Origin of the sequence: Klebsiella sp. A-Nf5, from assembly GCF_002810545.1 — a bacterium.
Taxonomy (GTDB): domain Bacteria; phylum Pseudomonadota; class Gammaproteobacteria; order Enterobacterales; family Enterobacteriaceae; genus Klebsiella; species Klebsiella variicola.
Genome location: NZ_PIOG01000167.1, coordinates 43,352 through 59,346, shown reverse-complemented (window position 1 = coordinate 59,346; position 15,995 = coordinate 43,352). Strand labels below are relative to the sequence as shown.

Sequence of the window (15,995 nt, the reverse complement as noted above, 5' to 3'; positions counted from 1 at the left end):
AGCCGGCTTCGCTATAACGCCTGCAGCCCTTGCTGCAGGCGGGCGTGCAGTTTCAGCATATTTTCCGTAATGGCCCGCCAGACGTGGGCGGAAAAGTCCGCCGGCAGCGTCCGGCGAGCGCTTTCGATAGCCTGCGGCACGCGCTCGGCAAACTCATGAAGGATCGCCAGCATCTGCTCCCGGGGAAAGTTCACCGTTTTGGCGGTTGCCAGAAAATGTCGCGGATAGATAGCGTTAATCTCCGTTTTCCGCCCTTTTGTGGCATTGAGCCCCATCGACAGCTTCAGATCGCGCAGATGCAGTCCCGTGCCGCCCAGCACCGGAAACGCCGAAATGATGTCGTAGAACGGCGTTAGCCGGTAGCTGCCGCCGGGCAGCAAAAAGAGCGAGAAGTTCTTCGCATGCCCGTCCGTTGCCCCAACCAGCCACTGAAAGACCATGAATTTCATAAAAGCATCGCGGTCTTTCAGGGCTTCACTGGAGCCCAGCAGAAAGGCCATGATTGCCGCAATACCCGGCCCGCCGTCAGATTCATATTTCATCGACGACGGTATGCCAAAGGCCTGGCACAGATCCTCCTGTGGCAGACGCAGCAGTACCCGTCCCTCCTGCGCCCAGCGCCGGTCAAAGCGGGTCACCGCCAGCGCGCGGATCCGCGGCGTGGTGATAATCTCTGCCTCCGGCACCGCCAGGCCCAGTTCCCTGGCCAGCGCCAGGCACAGAAACTCGTTATCCACGCTTTCACGCAGATCCAGCGTCGCATTAGGCTGCTTTATCTCGCCAATGGGCAGTTTAATAATATGCGTGGTCGGCGTGGTGCCCTGCGGAATACACCAGTGCTCGCCCATCCGCAGCAGCGCCGTTTTCTCCTGGGCGCCGGCCACCGAGATACGGAAATCATCCTGGCCGGTAATCATCCCGAGAGGAATATCCGACTGGTAGGCGGTCAGCAAAGCGGTGAGCTGCGCCTCGTCCAGCGTCTGCCAGCGCAACCCCTCGAGGTGCGCCTCTTCCCCCGGCGGTAGCAGGGTCACTGCCCCTACGCTATCCCTTCCCACTTCGGCCAGCAGATCGAACGGCTGCTTTGAGCGCGCCTGATAGCGCCTGACAATCCGATCGCGAACCTGCGGGCTGTCGGGCAGCAGATTATCAAAATAGTGATACACCGCGTCGGCGGTGATATTGCCATACTGCAGCGGCAGCGAGAGGGAGAGCGGTCTGGCACGCGGGCTGCGCAGCCACTCTTCGTCGTAGCGAAAACTGTGCGCCCCGTTAGCCTGGCGGGTTAAGGTTCCCACGCGCACATTGTTCATCCAGGTGGTAAGCGTCGCCATTACCAGTCAAGGTCCGTGTTGTTATCGGGAGCCGGCGCCGTCTCTGTGGCTTTGGCGTTCAGCGTCATCACCACCCCTAGCGACTGGAGGATCTTAAACAGCGTGGTTAAGGTGGTTTTGTCGGGGTGATTTTCAAAATTGGACAGCGTCGCCTGCTTAATACCGATCCGCCTGGCCAGCGCATCCTGGGTCCAGTGGTTCTGCTGGCGCAGCAGCTTCAGGTAATTGGCCAGCTGCACGGGACTGTATATCTGCGGGGAATTCATCGCCTTGTTCCTCACTATCATTTATCCCCCTATCGGGATAAGTCTGGTTTTATACCCTGCAAGGGATAATGTCAAGATTATCCCCTGGTGGGGATAGGAGAATAATTATCCTTGTGTGGGGATAAAACAGGAAGGATGATAGCCGGAGACACCTGTACATGCCCGGTGGCGGCTACGCCTTACCGGGCCTACGGGCTGTCTCTGCCCGCTCCGTAACGATCCAGGCCGGGCAAGCGCAGCGCCGCCCGGCAACAGGCAGCCGGATTTAGCTACCGCGGTAGGTCGACCACCCGCCCGGGGCGATGAGAAACGGCAGATGGAAATGGTCATCTGCCGCCTCGCCGATGACAAAATCAATCTGCGCCCGGGTAAAGACGCTCTCGCGCCCGGCGCGGGCAAACCACGCCCCGGTTTCCGCCGTTAAGCAATAGCTCCCCGCCGGCAGCGGTGCGGCGCTAAAGGTGGCGATACGTCCCTGGGCGTTGGTCACCAGGGTCACCAGCGTCTCGCCCTCCCGGCTCAGGCTGACCGTCACGCCTTCCGCCGGCGTGCCGGTGGAAATATCCAGAATATGGGTGCTCAGGGTACTCATTCGCCAATCACTCCTTCCAGTCTTAACATCGTAATCTCTCGCAGCTGGGCAAGCGCCTCAGCCACTTCTTCGTCGGCGGTATGCTGCAGCCGGCGCGTCAGCGCCTGTAAAATCGCTTCGCCGCTGCGCCCTTTGGCGCGGATTAAAAACACCCGGCCAAAACGGGCCTCGTAGCGGGCATTGCCCTCCTGCAGGGCCTGCGCGAGCCGCTCATTCTCGCTGTCCACCGCCGACTGTTCCTGGCGCGACAGCGCCGCGTGCGCCTGGCTGCCGGTCGGCTTTTCACCGATTCGCGGATGGGCGCTGAGCGCCGCGTTCAGCTCGTCCTCTCCCCAGTAATCCATCGCCTCACGGGCGGTCTGCAGTAGCGCCTGGCGGCTGGCGAAAGGTCGCAAGCTCACCAGCGTCTCGCCCCAGGCCGGGATCGCCACGCAGGGGGCCAGCAGCCCCACTGCCTCATCTATACTCAGGCCGTTAAACTGACTCAGCGCGATCATCCTGACTCCTTATCGTTTTCGTCGCCGCCTGCTCCTGCGGCAGAATAAGGTTCAGCGCTATCGCTACCAGCCCACCGCTGGTGGCCGCCGAACCGAACAGATCGCCGACCATCGGCGGAAAATGGCTGAGAAACGCCGGCACCGACTCGACGCCAAGGCCAGCACCAAATGCCAGCCCCACAATCAGCACATCGCGACGACTCAGCGGGGTCTGGGTAATAATCCGGATCCCGGCCGCCACTACACAGCCAAACATCACCATCGTGGCGCCCCCCAGCACCGGCGCCGGGATCTGCCGCAGCAGTTCGCCTACCGGGGGAAACAGTCCAAGCAGGATCAGAATCACGCCAATGTAGCGTCCGACATAGCGGCTGGCCACCCCGGTCATCTGGATCACGCCGTTGTTCTGCGCGAAGGTGGTGTTGGGAAAAGCACAGAGCATGGCGGCCACCATACAGCTGACGCCGTCCGCCAGGATACCGCCCTTCAGCCGGTTACGAAAAGCGTGATCGTCAATAGACTGTTGCGAAATCAGCGAGTTGGCCGTCAGATCGCCAACCGCCTCCAGAATACAGACCAGCGACACCAGGGCGACCGGCAGAAATATCGCGCTGTTAAACTGAAAGCCGAACGGAAACAGCGTCGGCAGGCGAAACAGAGTGTCGCCCAGGCTATGGAGATGGAACTGACCGCTCAGCCCTGCCGCGACGCAGCCCACGGCAATGCCCACCACCACCGAGGAGAGCCGCAGCCAGCGGTTTTTGGCGCAGCTCAGCAGGACGATAACCCCGAGGGTGCCCGCTCCGAGCGCGATATTGCTCATGCTGGCGAAATCCTCGGCCTTTTCCCCACCGCACCAGTTGATGACGCTGACCTTGATCAGGCTGATGCCGATCAGCGCAATCACGCTGCCGGTAATGATGGGAGTAAAGATTTTCTTCAGCGGTTCGATAAAGCGGCTGACAATCACCGGCACCAGAGCGGCGACAAAGTTAACGCCAAACAGCATCGCCATCATATCCTGCGGCCCGCCGCCCTGCGCTTTTACCCACATCCCTCCGGCCACCGTCACGCCGAGGAAGGCGAAGCTGGTGCCCTGCATGCAGATCATCCCGGCGCCAACGCCCCATACCCGACTGGACTGCAGAAAGGTGCCAATGCCCGAGGCCAGCAGCGACATACTGATGAGATACGGCAGCCAGTCGCCAAGCCCGAGGGTAGCGCCGATGATCAGCGGCGGCGTGATGATCCCCACCAGGCCCGCCAGCACATGCTGGAGAGCGCTGAAAAAGGCCGGAAGCGGTGGGATCCGCTGTTCAAGGCCGTAAAGCAGGCCACTGTGATGTTCGTCAGACATGGTGTAATCCCATAGCAAAGAGAAGTGCATGGGCTAGTGCACAAAGCAGGCCAGAGACGACAAAAACGACCAGAAAATTTCATTAATTCTGCAAAATCATTAACTTAAATTACTCTATTTACCTATACCTCCCCACCGATGCTGAACCAGAGCGATGAAACGATAGATTCTCAATGCGACATTGAGAAACTTTTGATTCATAAAAAGGCAACCAATATGTCACATTGCACCGATGCGGTGCGTCATGACCTGTCTCTGTGCCTCTGGCAGGCGGTTTTCCTCCCTCCGGCGAACTGGTACGCAAATTGCTGTAGTCAGTCACAACATCGGGAGAAGGAGAAAAAAATGAAAGCAATCGTGATTGGCGCCGGCATCGGCGGCTTAAGTGCGGCAGTGGCGCTCAAACAGTCGGGGATCGACTGCGACGTCTATGAAGCGGTGAAAGAGATCAAACCGGTCGGCGCGGCGATTTCCGTGTGGCCCAACGGCGTGAAGTGCATGGCCCACCTCGGCATGGGCGACATCATGGAGACCTTCGGCGGGCCGCTGCGCCGGATGGCGTATCGTGATTTCCGCAGCGGCGAGAACATGACCCAGTTCAGTCTCGCCCCGCTGATCGAACGCACCGGCAGCCGCCCCTGCCCGGTCTCCCGGGCAGAGCTGCAGCGGGAAATGCTGGATTTCTGGGGACGGGAAAGCGTGCAGTTCGGCAAACGCGTCACCCGCTGTGAGGAAGATGCCGACGGCGTGACGGTGTGGTTTACCGATGGCAGCAGCGCCAGCGGCGATCTGCTGATTGCCGCCGACGGCAGCCATTCCGCACTGCGTCCGTGGGTGCTGGGCTTTACCCCGCAGCGCCGCTACGCCGGCTACGTCAACTGGAACGGTCTGGTGGAGATAGATGAAGCGCTGGCGCCCGGCGATCAGTGGACCACCTTTGTCGGCGAAGGCAAGCGCGTCTCGTTGATGCCGGTCTCCGACGGCCGGTTTTACTTTTTCTTTGATGTGCCGCTACCGGCAGGGCTGGCGGAGGATCGCGACACGCTGCGCGCCGACCTCAGCCGCTACTTTGCCGGTTGGGCGTCGCCGGTGCAGCAGCTTATCGCCACCCTCGATCCGCAGACCACCAACCGTATTGAAATCCATGATATCGAGCCGTTCAGCCGCCTGGTGCGCGGCCGCGTCGCGCTACTGGGCGACGCCGGACACAGTACCACCCCGGATATTGGCCAGGGGGGCTGCGCGGCGATGGAAGATGCGGTGGTGCTGGGCGCCGTTTTCCGCCAGACCCACGATATTGCGGCCGCCCTGCGCGAGTATGAAGCCCAGCGCTGCGACCGGGTTCGTGACCTGGTGCTGAAGGCGCGCAAGCGCTGCGATATTACCCACGGGAAGGATATGCAGCTCACCGAAGCCTGGTACCAGGAGCTGCGCGAGGAGACCGGGGAGCGCATTATCAACGGCATGTGCGACACCATCCTCAGCGGGCCGCTGGGCTGACCGTCGCCATGGATTCAATCACCGCACTCAGCGTCTGAATGGCCATTTGCGCGGGCCGCGAAAGCTGACGCGAGGGTGCGGTGCACAGCGCCAGGGTCAGCGGTCGCAGCAGCGTACTGCGCAGCGGGATAAAGGCCAGCTGTCCGCGCTGGACCTCGTCCAGCACGTCGAGCAGGCTGAGGAGCGTCACGCCGCTGCCGCGCAGCACCAGCGACTTGATGAGCCGGATATCATTGCAGCTGATGGTATTCTCCGGCGCAAAGTCATGGTGGCGATAGAGGAGCGCCACCCGCTCATGGACGATCAGCGGCGCGCCGGGCACGATATGCCGCTCCAGGCTGAGCTCGCCCAATGACAGTGCTTTCGCCCCCGCCAGGGGGTGGTCCGGGCGCATCACAATCCCCACCTCCAGTTCGGCAAAGGCCAGTACGCTGAGTCCGGCCTGCCCCTGCGGATCGAGGATCAGGCCGACGTCCAGGTCCGCCTGACGCACTTTCTGGCTGACGGTGTGGCTGTCGGCGACCTGCAGATTCAGTTCCAGCCACGGCCAGCTGGCGATGATCTCCGCCAGCGCGGCGGCGAAGCCCCCTTCCGCCAGCGCCTGCACCATCCCAACGCTGACGCTCCCGCGCTTCATCCCCTGCAGCTCATCAAATTTCTGCCGGGTTTGACGAAATTCCTTCTGCCAGCGCAGCAGATTGTCATACAGCAGTTCACCGGCGGTGGTCATCCGCAGTCCCTCCGGCAGGCGCTCGAACAGCGGGGTGCCGAAGGCCTCCTCGGCCTGCAGGATCTGGCGGTTAATCGCCGAGGCGGAGATATGCAGCTGCTCGGCGGCCCGGCGCAAGCTGCCGCAGCGGGCCACGGCGATAAAATAGTGCGCGAAACGGGAAAATGGACTCATGGCACCCCTGTACTCTTTTTTGCAACAGCTGAGTGAATTAATGGTGATGGATGTGAACACCCTAATATGACAACAATAATCTCACAACAATAAAACAATCACCGATGTGAGCAGGAAGAGAAATCATGAAGACAATCACCCCCACGCCCCCCGCCCATTGCACCTTTGATCCAGAGGACTGGCTGCGGCTGGCCCGCTGCTGGCACCCGGTGGCCCGCGCCTGCGATATTACCGGCGCCCCGGTGAAAGCCACCCTGCTGGACGAACAGCTGGTCATCTACCGTATTAAAGGCCAGGTGGTGGTCGCCCGCGACGTCTGCCCGCACCGCGGGGTACCGCTGACCCTGGGGTTTCATGAAGAGGAAGGCATCGTCTGCCCCTATCATGGCCTGCGCTTTGGCGAGGATGGCCGCTGCAACCGTATCCCCTCCAGTCCGGGGCAACCCATTCCGGCCAAACTGCATCTCACCAGCTTCGCCGTGGAGGAGCGCTACGGGCTGATCTGGACCTGCCTGGCCTGCGATCCGGACAATCCGCCGCCGTTACCGACCATGCCGCACTGGGACGACGCGGGATTTCAGCAAATCAACTGCCCGGCCTTCGAGGTGAAGGGCTTTGCCGGCCGCCAGGTCGAAGGCTTTCTCGATGTCGCCCACTTCGCGTGGATCCACACCGACACCTTCGCCGATCCGGACAACCAGCAGGTGCCGGACTACACCCCGCAGGAGACGCCGTTCGGCTTTGTTGCCGACTACTGGAGCTCGGTGGGCAATTACCCGGCCAGCTCCGATTTCCGCGCGCCAGAAGGGTTCCTGTGGCTGCGTCACTTTGAAATGCATCTGCCGTTCACCGCTACGCTGACCATCCATTTTCCCGCCGACGCCAGGCTGGTGATCATGAACGCCGCCTCGCCGGTGTCCTCACGGGTGACGCGGATGTTTGCCCCTATTGCCCGCAATTTCGACCTGCACGTGCCGGTGGAAGACGTACATGCCTTCAACCTGCGGGTGTTCGAAGAGGACCGCCTGATGGTAGAGACCCAGCGTCCGGAGCGGCTGCCGCTGGATCTCACCCTTGAGGCGCATATTCCGGCAGACCGCAGCTCCATCGCCTACCGGCGCGGGCTGAAGAAGATGGGTTTTGGCGATTTCTTTCTGGTATGAGTGGAGGTCATATGCGCGACATATTCCCCGTGGTGGTCGATGGCCTGTGGCGTCAGGGCGCGAAAAATCTGGCCGTTCGTCTGGTGAGCGCCGAGGGGCAATCGCTGCCGGCGTGGACGCCCGGCGCCCATATCGATCTCCATCTTCCCTGCGGGCTGATCCGTCAGTACTCCCTGACCGGCAACCCGGCCGAACGGGATCACTATCTGCTCTGCATCGCCCGCGAGGCGCAGTCCCGCGGTGGCTCAGGCTATGTCCACGACACCCTGCGCCCGGGACAGCCGCTGATGATCTCTGCCCCGCGCAACCACTTTCCGCTGCACGAGGGCGGCCATGTGGTGCTTCTCGCCGCCGGGATCGGCATTACGCCGCTGCTGGCGATGGCCCACGCCCGGGCGGCGTCCGGCGCCAGCTTTACGCTGCACTATTACGTTAGCCGTGCGCAGGAGGCCGCCTTCACCACCGAGATCGCCCGCCAGCTAACCGGTGGAATCTGCCAGATCCACTGCTCAGACGAGGGGCAGAGTCCGCGCCAGCGGCTGGCGCAGGATCTGGGGGCTCCGGACGCCGACACCCGGGTCTACTTCTGCGGTCCGCCCGGATTTATGGCCCGGGTTCGCGATACCGCGCGGGCGGCCGGATGGGAGGAGGCGCAATTGCACAGCGAAGCGTTCCAGCCGCCCGCCCCGACGGCAGCGTCGGCGGCGGACGGAACCTTCACCATCACCCTCGCCTCCACCGGGGAACGCTGGCCGGTCCCGGGGAACAAAACCATCGCCCAGGTGCTACAGGAGCATGGCGTCGCGGTGCCGCTCTCCTGCGAGATGGGGATCTGCGGCGCCTGCCTGACGCCGGTGCGGGAGGGAACCGTCGACCACCGGGATACCGTGCAGTCGGAGGCGGAAAAACAGGCCGCAGAGCAGCATATTGCGCTGTGCTGCTCCCGCAGCCTGTCGGCCAATTTAGTTATCGATCTCGCGGGATAAGCGGCCCGTCTCCGGCTGGTCAGCGCTGGCGACCGGTTTCACCCGCACGGCGGCGAAAACAATCACCATCGCGCTCAACAGCAGCAGACCGCTGCCGGTGAAGACGCCGCTGGCGCCGTGCAAATCAAACACCGCCCCGCCGCCGGCGGCCCCGGCGCTGATGGCCAGCTGAATAGAGGCGACCAGCAGACCGCCCGCGCTTTCTGCTTCATCCGGCACGGTGGTGGCAAGCCAGGTGGACCAGGCCACCGGCACCAGACCGAAGGCAAATCCCCACAGGGCGACCAGCAGCCCGTCCAGCATGGTCAGATGGCCAAACGTCACCATCAGCAGCGCCAGAACGCTCATCATCAACGGCACCAGCGCCAGGGTCAGGCGCAGGCTACGGCTCAGCAGATAGCTCGCCACCGAGGTGCCGATAAAGTTAGCGATACCGAAGCCGAGCAATATCAGCGAGACCCCTTCGACACTGGCCTGCGCAACGGTCTCAAGGAACGGCCGCAGGTAGGTAAAGAAGGCGAAATGGCCGCTAAAAATCAGGATTGTCGCCAGCATGCCGCCCAGCATACCGGGACGGCGCAGCACCCTGAACAGCGTGGAGAAGGTCCCGACGTTCTCCGGACGCATGGAGGGCAGCACCCACAGTTGCCAGAGCAGCGCCAGCAGGCTGGGTATCGCACAGAGAATAAATACGTTGCGCCAGCCGATCAGCTCGCCAAGATAGCTGCCGAGCGGCGCGGCTACCACCGTAGCGACAGACACCGCGGAAAAGATGATCGCCAGCGCCTTCGGCACATGGGCCGCCGGCACCAGACGCATCGCCGTGGCAGTGGACATCGCCCAGAAGCCGCCGATGGCGACCCCCAGCAGCAGACGACCCAGCAGAAGAAACGCCAGCGAATCGGCAAAAGCGACCATCAGGCTGGAGACTATTTGCAGCACGGAAAAGAACATCAGCACCCAGCGGCGATCGATATTGCGGGTGGCGGTGGCGATCAGCAGGCCGGTGACTAACGCCACCAGCGCCGTCGCGGTGACCGCCTGTCCGGCCATCCCTTCACTGACGCCGAGGCTGCTGGCCATCGGCGTTAACAGGCTGGCGGGCAGAAACTCGGCCACGATCAGGCCGAACACCCCGAGGGCCAGGGCATAGACGGCGCGCCAGGCAGGTTTGGCGGGAGACAGGCTCGCGTCAGCAGCTATGCAGGAACTCATATACAACTCTCCAGTTTTATTAACATCCTGGTCATCTTAGGGACTTACCTTCGGACGATATATGATGCATACTCTTCAGTTATTGATTATTCGTCCGGAATTACCATGAGCCAGCCTACTATCGACCTGACCAGCGAACTGTTACGCGGTATGCGCCTCTCCGGCGTTAACTACCGGCGCATCGAAACCGCACGCCCGTTCGGTGTCGGCTTTAGCGCCGTGGCGGGCAAAGCCCAGTTCCATTTCATCAGCCGCGGGCCGGTGCTGCTGCGCATGGCCAGTGGAGAACAGTTCACCCTCGAGAGCGGCGATGCGCTGTTTATTCCCAACGGCGACGGGCACGCCCTGCTCTCGGATCCGCAGGCCACGGTGGTCAATGTGGCCCAGCTACCCAGCGAAACGGTGTGCAGCACAGTGAGCTGTATCAACGCCGGCGACCGCCCGGACTGCCCGGAGCGCGCCGTCATTTTCAGCGGTTGTATGGACTTTGAGCTCGGCGGCATGCAGCCGCTGGTAAAGGCCATGCCCGAGGTGATGCGGGTCAGCAGCCTGCTAAACACCTGGCCGGAGATCCAGCCGCTGCTGGTGGCAATGGAGCGGGAATCCCTCACCCGCCAGGTAGGCTATGCCGGGATCCTCGCCCGGCTGGCGGACGTGGTGGCCGCGCTGATTGTCCGTGGCTGGGTAGAGTGCGGATGTGGCAACGCCACCGGTTGGGTACAGGTCCTGCGCGATCCCCGGCTGGCAAAAGCGATCTATGCCATGCATCAGCGCCCGGGGGTCAACTGGAAAGTGGAAGATCTGGCGCGGGAGGCGGGGCTTTCACGCTCGCTGTTCGCGGAACGTTTTCTCGCCGCGACAGACACCACCCCCGCCCGCTATCTGACCGAGCTGCGTATGCGGCTGGCGGTGCAGTACATTACCCACGAAGGCCAGGCGCTGGAAACGGTCGCCTTCAGCCTCGGGTATCAATCGCTGGCGGCCTTCAGCCGGGCCTTCAAACGCATCACCGGCCAGCCGCCGGGGGCCCTGCGCGCCACGGCACGCTAGATTCAGCTTTTATGTAAAGCGATACACGCCGTTGCCGACGCGAAAGCGCTGTCCCTTAAGCGCCGGGTTGGCGACGCGAAACACCAGTTCGGTCAGCTGGTTGGCGGGTCCTTCGCGGAAAGTAAACCACTGGCCGCCCACGTCCAGTCCCTGCTCCCCCTGGGGCGGGAAGCCCAGCAGCGCCTGCCAGCGATCGCGCACCGCCTGCGGATTGACCACCTCGAACACCGCCTGCTCAAGCGCAATGTCGCCCAGCGGATGCGGCACGTCCAGCTCCTGGGAACGCAGCCGCGCCAGCCGGGTGGTATCGTCTTCTCCCCACTGCAGCACAAATGGATAGACCAGCCCGTCAGTGTCGCCATCGATGGTGAAGATCCGCCAGCGGATGACATTGCCCTGCGGATCGTTGCGCTGACCATCGACAATCGGTGACACCGCCAACCCCTTGCGACGCAACTGGTCATGAGTGGCCTCGATGTCGTCGCTGCGCAGCGCTACCCGAAACAGCGCTTCGTTCTCCGGCAGCAACCGCTCGGCATCCCGCGAAAGCAGGAACCTGTCCGTCGCGGCGCGCAGTTCGTCCGGGTCGGAAATGGCGAGGAATTCGATATAGGTCAGGCCAAAATAGCTCAGCGCATTGCGGGTTCCCCACCCCGGATGCCGCCCTCCGGCTACCGCCCGCAGCTGCTGGTCGGCAAAGGTCTGAATGGCCGCTTCCGGCTGATTCACAAACTGTACTGCGTGGTCCCACTGCAAGGTTGCCATGATCTCTCCCGCGATTGTGCCTGTTCAGGCGCCTGCGGCAAAAGATAGTGCTGGGGTGAAGGGAATGGCAAACAAGAATTAAATATATCGAAAGCAGGATAAGTGATTTATATCAACGCGGTATGTTGAATCTGACCGGTGATGAAACGGCGGGCTAAGAACCGCCCGCCGGGAGGATCAGACCGACCCTTCTTTCTCGATCACCAGAATACGCGCCGCCCCCTGCGGATGGGCGACATGCTCGCATCCCACCTCGGCGTAGAAGATATCGCCAGCGTTCAGCATGATGACCTGCTCCTCGCCGTCGACTTTCACATGCATCGCCACCTGACCATCCATCACGGCAAACACCTCCTGACCATCGTTGATGTGCCAGATATAGGGTTGGTCGGTCCAGTGCAGACGCACGGTGGTCCCGGAAAAATTGGCGATATCCAGCGCGCCCCACGCGCGGTCGGCGGTGAAATCTTTACTGCTCCAGCTCTGCATGATGGTGTCCTGTGGTAAGGGTTATTTTTTCTGCCAGTTTGCCCAGGGATCCGCTTTCTCCACCGGCGCGTCATCATCAAGGGAGGCGAGATACATGGCCTCCACCTCTTTGCGCGCCCACGGCGTCCGGCGGAGAAATTTGAGGCTGGACTTAATGCTGGGATCGCTTTTAAAGCAGTTAATGTTGACCTGGCGGGCCATTTCCGCCCAGCCATAGCGCGCCACCAGGGCATTGAGCAACGCTTCCAGCGTCACGCCGTGCAGAGGATCTTTCGAGCTGTGCATTACGATACGTCCGTTCCGCATTAAAAAAGTGCGCCTACCTTACTGGCTCTGACCGACGGGCGCAACCGGCTTCATTACGCGCTTCGCGCCTATATCTATTTAACGCAAAAGCACTGAACCCCGCGCGGTCATAAATTAGAAAATAACGTTATTGGTTGCTTATTTGGCCTTGAGGCAAGCTGTGTTCAGCCCCGGACAGAGGAAATCACCATGCGCTGCTGTTGTGCCCGAACCCTGAACCTGAATCGATCCATAACTTATTACCCCGTTTTCGGAGAACACAATGAACGCGACCACCCTGCCGATTCTCGACCTGGCCCGCTACTCGGACCCCGCGGATAAAGCGGCCTTCCTTGCCGACCTGCGTCACGCCGCCCGCGACATCGGCTTCTTCTATTTGATCAACCACGGTGTGGACGACGCGCTTCAGTATGAAGTTCAGCGCCAGTCTCAACGCTTTTTTGCTCTTGATGAGGCGCAAAAACAGCAGGTGGCGATGATCCACTCCCCCCATTTTCGCGGCTATAACCGCGCGGCCTCGGAGCTAACGCGCGGCCAGCCTGACTGGCGAGAGCAGTTTGATATCGGCGCCGAACGTCCGGCGCTGACCCTCAGCGACGACGCCCCACGCTGGCAGCGCCTGCAGGGTCCGAATCTGTGGCCTGCCGCCCTGCCGTCGCTTAAACCGGTGTTACTCCACTGGCAACAGCAGATGACCCAGGTGGGCATCCGCCTGCTGCGCGCTTTTGCCGAAGCCCTGCAGCTCCCGGAGAACGCCTTTGACCGGCTCTACGGCGAGAAACCCAACGAGCATATCAAACTGATCCGCTATCCCGGCCAGCAGGAGACCCAAAGCAGCCAGGGCGTCGGCGCCCATAAAGATTCCGGTTTTCTCAGCTTCCTGCTGCAGGACGAGCAAAAAGGACTGCAGGTAGAGGTCGCGCCTGGACAATGGATCGACGCCGTGCCGCTGGCCGGCAGCTTTGTGGTCAATATTGGCGAACTGCTGGAGCTGGCGACCAACGGGTATTTGCGCGCCACCGTCCATCGCGTGGTGTCGCCGCCGGCGCAGCAGCAGCGCCTCTCCATCGCTTTCTTCCTCGGTGCCCAGCTTGACGCAGTGGTGCCGGTTTACACCCTGCCGCCCGAACTGGCGCGTGAAGCGCGAGGTCCAGACAGCGACCCGCACAATCCGCTGCTGCGCGATGTCGGCTGGAATTATCTCAAGGGCCGTCTGCGTTCCCATCCGGACGTGGCGGAACGCTACTATCAGGACGTGTTTCGCGAACGCGCCGAGCAATTGATCGTTTAACCATAACTAAAAAGGAACACACCATGAAATATGCCGCTTTTAAACTGGCAGGGGTCGCACTGTCTCTTTCTCTGGCATGGACGTCTGCCCAGGCTGCCGCGCTGCGCGTCGCCGCGGACCCGGTTCCCCACGCGGAGATCCTCAACTACATCAAAAAAATCGATCCCAGCCTCGATCTGAAGGTGGTAGAGCTGACCAGCGGGGTCAACGCCAATGAACTGCTGGCCAGTGGCGATGTGGATGCCAACTACTTCCAGCATGTCCCCTATCTGAAGGATCAGGAAAAAGCACTGGGTAAAACCTTTGCCGTCGCGGCCACCGTTCATATTGAGCCGCTGGGGATCTACTCGCACAAGCATAAAGATTTCTCATCACTGCCGGAAAACGCCACCGTGGCGGTGCCGAATAACACCACTAACCTGAGCCGGGCGCTGTTCCTGCTGCAGGCGCAGAAGCTTATCAAGCTGGATCCCAAATTTAGCGACCCGGCCACCACCCTGGCGACGCCGAAGGATATTGTCGAGAACCCGAAACACCTGAAGATTCTGGAGATTGAATCACCGCAGATCCCGCGTTCTCTCGACGATGTCGACCTGGCGGTGATTAACGGCAACTACGCCCTGGAAGCCGGCCTGGTGCCAGCAAAAGATGCCCTGGGGCTGGAAAGCGCCGAGCATAACCCGTACGCCAATATTCTGGTGACCACCCCAGCCCTGGCGAATGACCCGCGCATTAAGGCGCTGGCGAAAGATCTGACGTCACCGCAGGTGGCGGAGTTTATCCGTAAAACCTACAACGGCTCGGTGATCCCGGTGGCCCCTCAGTCATGATAACCATCGAAGGGCTGAGCAAAACCTACGCCGGAACCGGCCGACCGGCGCTGAACGATATCGCGTTGCAGATACCGAAAGGGGCAATATACGGCATTCTCGGGCGCAGTGGCGCCGGCAAAAGTACGCTCATCCGCTGTCTCAATTTACTGGAGCGGCCCACCTCGGGCCGCATTCTGGTGAACGGACAGGATATTACCCAGTTGAACAAGGCGGCGCTGCGGGATTATCGCCTGCGTACCGGGATGATTTTCCAGCACTTCAATCTGCTGCATGCCCGCACCGTCGCCGACAACGTCGCGGTGCCGCTGGAGATTGCCGGGGTGCCGAGGGCCGCTCGCGAGGCTCGGGTGCGCGAACTGCTGGAGCTGGTGGATCTCAGCGAAAAGGCCGCCGCCTTCCCGTCGCAGCTTTCCGGCGGGCAAAAACAGCGCGTCGGCATCGCCCGGGCGCTGGCCGCCCGGCCGGAAGTGCTGCTGTGCGACGAGGCGACCAGTGCGCTGGATCCCGAGACCACCGCCTCGGTGCTGGCCCTGCTGGCGGATATTAACCAGCGCCTCAATCTGACCATCGTGCTGATTACGCACCAGCTGGAGGTGGTGAAAACCATCTGTGACCATGCGGCGCTGCTGGAACAGGGCGAGATTGTCGAGAGCGGTAAACTCGCCGACCTGCTGGTCACCCCATGGTCGCGGCTGCGCCAGTCGCTACTGCACGACCCGCAGGCTGAACAAGATTTTCTTACCCGTCACGGCGTTCAGGGGAGGCCATTATGCGGAGTAGCATGAGCTGGGAAGATTTGTGGCCGTTATTACTCGACGGCACGCTGGATACGCTTTATATGGTGGGCCTGGCGGCCCTGTTTACCGTGCTGATCGGGCTGCCCACCGGCGTGCTGTTATTTATTTCCCGCGCCAACGGGCTGGCGCCGATGCCGAAACTGAACGCGCTGTTAGGTGCGGTGATCAACATCGGCAGGTCGCTGCCGTTTATCGTGCTGCTGATCGCCCTGATCCCCTTTACCCGCCTGATCGTCGGCACCACGCTGGGCAGCACCGCCGCCATCGTGCCGGTGACCATCGGCGCCTTTCCGTTCTTTGCCCGTCTGACGGAAAACGCGCTCGACGAGGTGGACTACGGGAGAATCGAAGCCATTCTGTCGATGGGCGGTAACGTCTGGCACGTGATTTTTAAATCCCTGCTGCCGGAAGCCCTGCCAACGCTGCTGGCCGGGATCACGCTGACCATCGTGATGCTGATTGGTTTCTCCTCCATGGCCGGTGTGATCGGCGGCGGTGGACTCGGCGACCTCGCCATCCGCTACGGCTATCAGCGGTTTAATAATGAAGTCATGTTTGGCACGGTGCTGATCCTGGTGGCGATGGTCCAGGGGGTGCAAATGGCCGGCGATCGGCTGGTGCGCAGCCTCGCTCACCGTCGCTAACCGTCA

At 61.6% G+C, this 15,995-nt stretch carries 18 protein-coding genes; 8 read left to right on the top strand and 10 right to left on the bottom strand.

The features are described from left to right. Positions 1-11: 11 nt before the first annotated feature. The 5 genes from CWM53_RS18515 to CWM53_RS18495 all read right to left on the bottom strand — a co-directional run bounded on the left by CWM53_RS18515 (position 12) and on the right by CWM53_RS18495 (position 4,046). The gene (locus CWM53_RS18515) at positions 12-1,334 is read right to left on the bottom strand and encodes a type II toxin-antitoxin system HipA family toxin (protein WP_074385880.1); all 1,323 of its coding nucleotides are present in this window, start codon (positions 1,332-1,334) and stop codon (positions 12-14) included. Then, on the bottom strand, positions 1,334-1,600 hold the full coding sequence (hipB, locus tag CWM53_RS18510) for a type II toxin-antitoxin system antitoxin HipB (RefSeq protein ID WP_008804920.1): 267 nt from the start codon (positions 1,598-1,600) through the stop codon (positions 1,334-1,336). Before hipB ends, CWM53_RS18515 begins: the two co-directional genes overlap by 1 nt. Positions 1,601-1,865: 265 nt before the next feature. After that, complete coding sequence (gene uraH / locus CWM53_RS18505; protein WP_100729694.1) at positions 1,866-2,192, bottom strand: hydroxyisourate hydrolase; 327 nt, start codon at positions 2,190-2,192, stop codon at positions 1,866-1,868. Then, positions 2,189-2,689: a 2-oxo-4-hydroxy-4-carboxy-5-ureidoimidazoline decarboxylase gene (gene uraD / locus CWM53_RS18500; RefSeq protein ID WP_074385882.1), complete on the bottom strand. Its 501-nt coding sequence runs from the start codon at positions 2,687-2,689 to the stop codon at positions 2,189-2,191. The genes uraH and uraD overlap by 4 nt, the downstream gene beginning before the upstream one ends. Continuing rightward, positions 2,667-4,046 (bottom strand): nucleobase:cation symporter-2 family protein, encoded by a 1,380-nt coding sequence (locus CWM53_RS18495; RefSeq protein ID WP_074385883.1) that lies wholly within the window; start codon positions 4,044-4,046, stop codon positions 2,667-2,669. Before CWM53_RS18495 ends, uraD begins: the two co-directional genes overlap by 23 nt. A gap of 345 nt (positions 4,047-4,391) precedes the next feature. Here CWM53_RS18495 and hpxO point away from each other — a divergent pair, with 345 nt between their 5' ends. Then, positions 4,392-5,546, top strand: coding sequence for an FAD-dependent urate hydroxylase HpxO (gene hpxO / locus CWM53_RS18490; RefSeq protein WP_061154625.1), 1,155 nt, complete (start codon positions 4,392-4,394; stop codon positions 5,544-5,546). On the opposite strand, the gene hpxR is transcribed toward hpxO, so the two are convergent. After that, positions 5,527-6,450 carry a LysR family hpxDE operon transcriptional regulator HpxR gene (gene hpxR / locus CWM53_RS18485; protein ID WP_048333658.1) on the bottom strand — a complete coding sequence of 308 codons (924 nt, stop codon included), beginning with the start codon at positions 6,448-6,450 and terminating at the stop codon, positions 5,527-5,529. The genes hpxO and hpxR overlap by 20 nt on opposite strands. A gap of 125 nt (positions 6,451-6,575) precedes the next feature. Between hpxR and hpxD the strand changes: the two genes are divergently transcribed. Both hpxD and hpxE read left to right on the top strand, forming a co-directional pair. After that, positions 6,576-7,613, top strand: coding sequence for a molybdenum cofactor-independent xanthine hydroxylase subunit HpxD (gene hpxD, locus CWM53_RS18480; RefSeq protein WP_100729695.1), 1,038 nt, complete (start codon positions 6,576-6,578; stop codon positions 7,611-7,613). Between the two features lie 11 nt (positions 7,614-7,624). Beyond that, entirely contained in the window at positions 7,625-8,599 is a 975-nt protein-coding gene (hpxE, locus tag CWM53_RS18475; RefSeq protein WP_100729696.1) for a molybdenum cofactor-independent xanthine hydroxylase subunit HpxE, read from the top strand. Here hpxE and CWM53_RS18470 read toward each other — a convergent pair. Further along, positions 8,576-9,814, bottom strand: a complete 1,239-nt coding sequence (locus CWM53_RS18470; protein WP_100675605.1) for an MFS transporter — start codon at positions 9,812-9,814, stop codon at positions 8,576-8,578. The genes hpxE and CWM53_RS18470 overlap by 24 nt on opposite strands. Positions 9,815-9,919: 105 nt before the next feature. On the opposite strand from CWM53_RS18470, the gene CWM53_RS18465 reads away from it, so the two are divergent. Then, on the top strand, positions 9,920-10,864 hold the full coding sequence (locus CWM53_RS18465) for an AraC family transcriptional regulator (protein ID WP_100729697.1): 945 nt from the start codon (positions 9,920-9,922) through the stop codon (positions 10,862-10,864). Positions 10,865-10,873: 9 nt separating this feature from the next. On the opposite strand, the gene CWM53_RS18460 is transcribed toward CWM53_RS18465, so the two are convergent. The 3 genes from CWM53_RS18460 to CWM53_RS18450 form a co-directional block, all read right to left on the bottom strand. Further along, positions 10,874-11,629 (bottom strand): VOC family protein, encoded by a 756-nt coding sequence (locus tag CWM53_RS18460; RefSeq protein ID WP_100630386.1) that lies wholly within the window; start codon positions 11,627-11,629, stop codon positions 10,874-10,876. A 177-nt stretch (positions 11,630-11,806) separates the two neighbouring features. Further along, positions 11,807-12,118, bottom strand: a complete 312-nt coding sequence (locus tag CWM53_RS18455; RefSeq protein WP_004205936.1) for a cupin domain-containing protein — start codon at positions 12,116-12,118, stop codon at positions 11,807-11,809. A gap of 21 nt (positions 12,119-12,139) precedes the next feature. Further along, a complete protein-coding gene (locus CWM53_RS18450; RefSeq protein WP_002904643.1) occupies positions 12,140-12,403 on the bottom strand; it encodes a VF530 family DNA-binding protein in 264 nt (87 codons plus the stop codon). 283 nt (positions 12,404-12,686) lie between these two features. On the opposite strand from CWM53_RS18450, the gene CWM53_RS18445 reads away from it, so the two are divergent. Genes CWM53_RS18445 through CWM53_RS18430 form a run of 4 tightly spaced genes read left to right on the top strand, consistent with a single transcriptional unit; the run spans position 12,687 to position 15,989 of the window. Continuing rightward, complete coding sequence (locus CWM53_RS18445; RefSeq protein ID WP_032435343.1) at positions 12,687-13,715, top strand: isopenicillin N synthase family dioxygenase; 1,029 nt, start codon at positions 12,687-12,689, stop codon at positions 13,713-13,715. A gap of 23 nt (positions 13,716-13,738) precedes the next feature. Next, positions 13,739-14,545: a MetQ/NlpA family ABC transporter substrate-binding protein gene (locus tag CWM53_RS18440; protein WP_100630384.1), complete on the top strand. Its 807-nt coding sequence runs from the start codon at positions 13,739-13,741 to the stop codon at positions 14,543-14,545. Then, on the top strand, positions 14,542-15,333 hold the full coding sequence (locus CWM53_RS18435; protein WP_074385890.1) for a methionine ABC transporter ATP-binding protein: 792 nt from the start codon (positions 14,542-14,544) through the stop codon (positions 15,331-15,333). Before CWM53_RS18440 ends, CWM53_RS18435 begins: the two co-directional genes overlap by 4 nt. Further along, the gene (locus tag CWM53_RS18430) at positions 15,330-15,989 is read left to right on the top strand and encodes a methionine ABC transporter permease (protein WP_004217626.1); all 660 of its coding nucleotides are present in this window, start codon (positions 15,330-15,332) and stop codon (positions 15,987-15,989) included. Before CWM53_RS18435 ends, CWM53_RS18430 begins: the two co-directional genes overlap by 4 nt. The last annotated feature ends 6 nt before the right edge of the window (positions 15,990-15,995 follow it).

Bases quoted from the DNA above. Each gene is read 5' to 3' on its own strand.
- CWM53_RS18515 (WP_074385880.1), bottom strand. From the start codon at position 1,334: ATGGCGACGCTTACCACCTGGATGAACAATGTGCGCGTGGGAACCTTA.
- hipB (WP_008804920.1), bottom strand. From the start codon at position 1,600: ATGAATTCCCCGCAGATATACAGTCCCGTGCAGCTGGCCAATTACCTG.
- uraH (WP_100729694.1), bottom strand. From the start codon at position 2,192: ATGAGTACCCTGAGCACCCATATTCTGGATATTTCCACCGGCACGCCG.
- uraD (WP_074385882.1), bottom strand. From the start codon at position 2,689: ATGATCGCGCTGAGTCAGTTTAACGGCCTGAGTATAGATGAGGCAGTG.
- CWM53_RS18495 (WP_074385883.1), bottom strand. From the start codon at position 4,046: ATGTCTGACGAACATCACAGTGGCCTGCTTTACGGCCTTGAACAGCGG.
- hpxO (WP_061154625.1), top strand. From the start codon at position 4,392: ATGAAAGCAATCGTGATTGGCGCCGGCATCGGCGGCTTAAGTGCGGCA.
- hpxR (WP_048333658.1), bottom strand. From the start codon at position 6,450: ATGAGTCCATTTTCCCGTTTCGCGCACTATTTTATCGCCGTGGCCCGC.
- hpxD (WP_100729695.1), top strand. From the start codon at position 6,576: ATGAAGACAATCACCCCCACGCCCCCCGCCCATTGCACCTTTGATCCA.
- hpxE (WP_100729696.1), top strand. From the start codon at position 7,625: ATGCGCGACATATTCCCCGTGGTGGTCGATGGCCTGTGGCGTCAGGGC.
- CWM53_RS18470 (WP_100675605.1), bottom strand. From the start codon at position 9,814: ATGAGTTCCTGCATAGCTGCTGACGCGAGCCTGTCTCCCGCCAAACCT.
- CWM53_RS18465 (WP_100729697.1), top strand. From the start codon at position 9,920: ATGAGCCAGCCTACTATCGACCTGACCAGCGAACTGTTACGCGGTATG.
- CWM53_RS18460 (WP_100630386.1), bottom strand. From the start codon at position 11,629: ATGGCAACCTTGCAGTGGGACCACGCAGTACAGTTTGTGAATCAGCCG.
- CWM53_RS18455 (WP_004205936.1), bottom strand. From the start codon at position 12,118: ATGCAGAGCTGGAGCAGTAAAGATTTCACCGCCGACCGCGCGTGGGGC.
- CWM53_RS18450 (WP_002904643.1), bottom strand. From the start codon at position 12,403: ATGCACAGCTCGAAAGATCCTCTGCACGGCGTGACGCTGGAAGCGTTG.
- CWM53_RS18445 (WP_032435343.1), top strand. From the start codon at position 12,687: ATGAACGCGACCACCCTGCCGATTCTCGACCTGGCCCGCTACTCGGAC.
- CWM53_RS18440 (WP_100630384.1), top strand. From the start codon at position 13,739: ATGAAATATGCCGCTTTTAAACTGGCAGGGGTCGCACTGTCTCTTTCT.
- CWM53_RS18435 (WP_074385890.1), top strand. From the start codon at position 14,542: ATGATAACCATCGAAGGGCTGAGCAAAACCTACGCCGGAACCGGCCGA.
- CWM53_RS18430 (WP_004217626.1), top strand. From the start codon at position 15,330: ATGAGCTGGGAAGATTTGTGGCCGTTATTACTCGACGGCACGCTGGAT.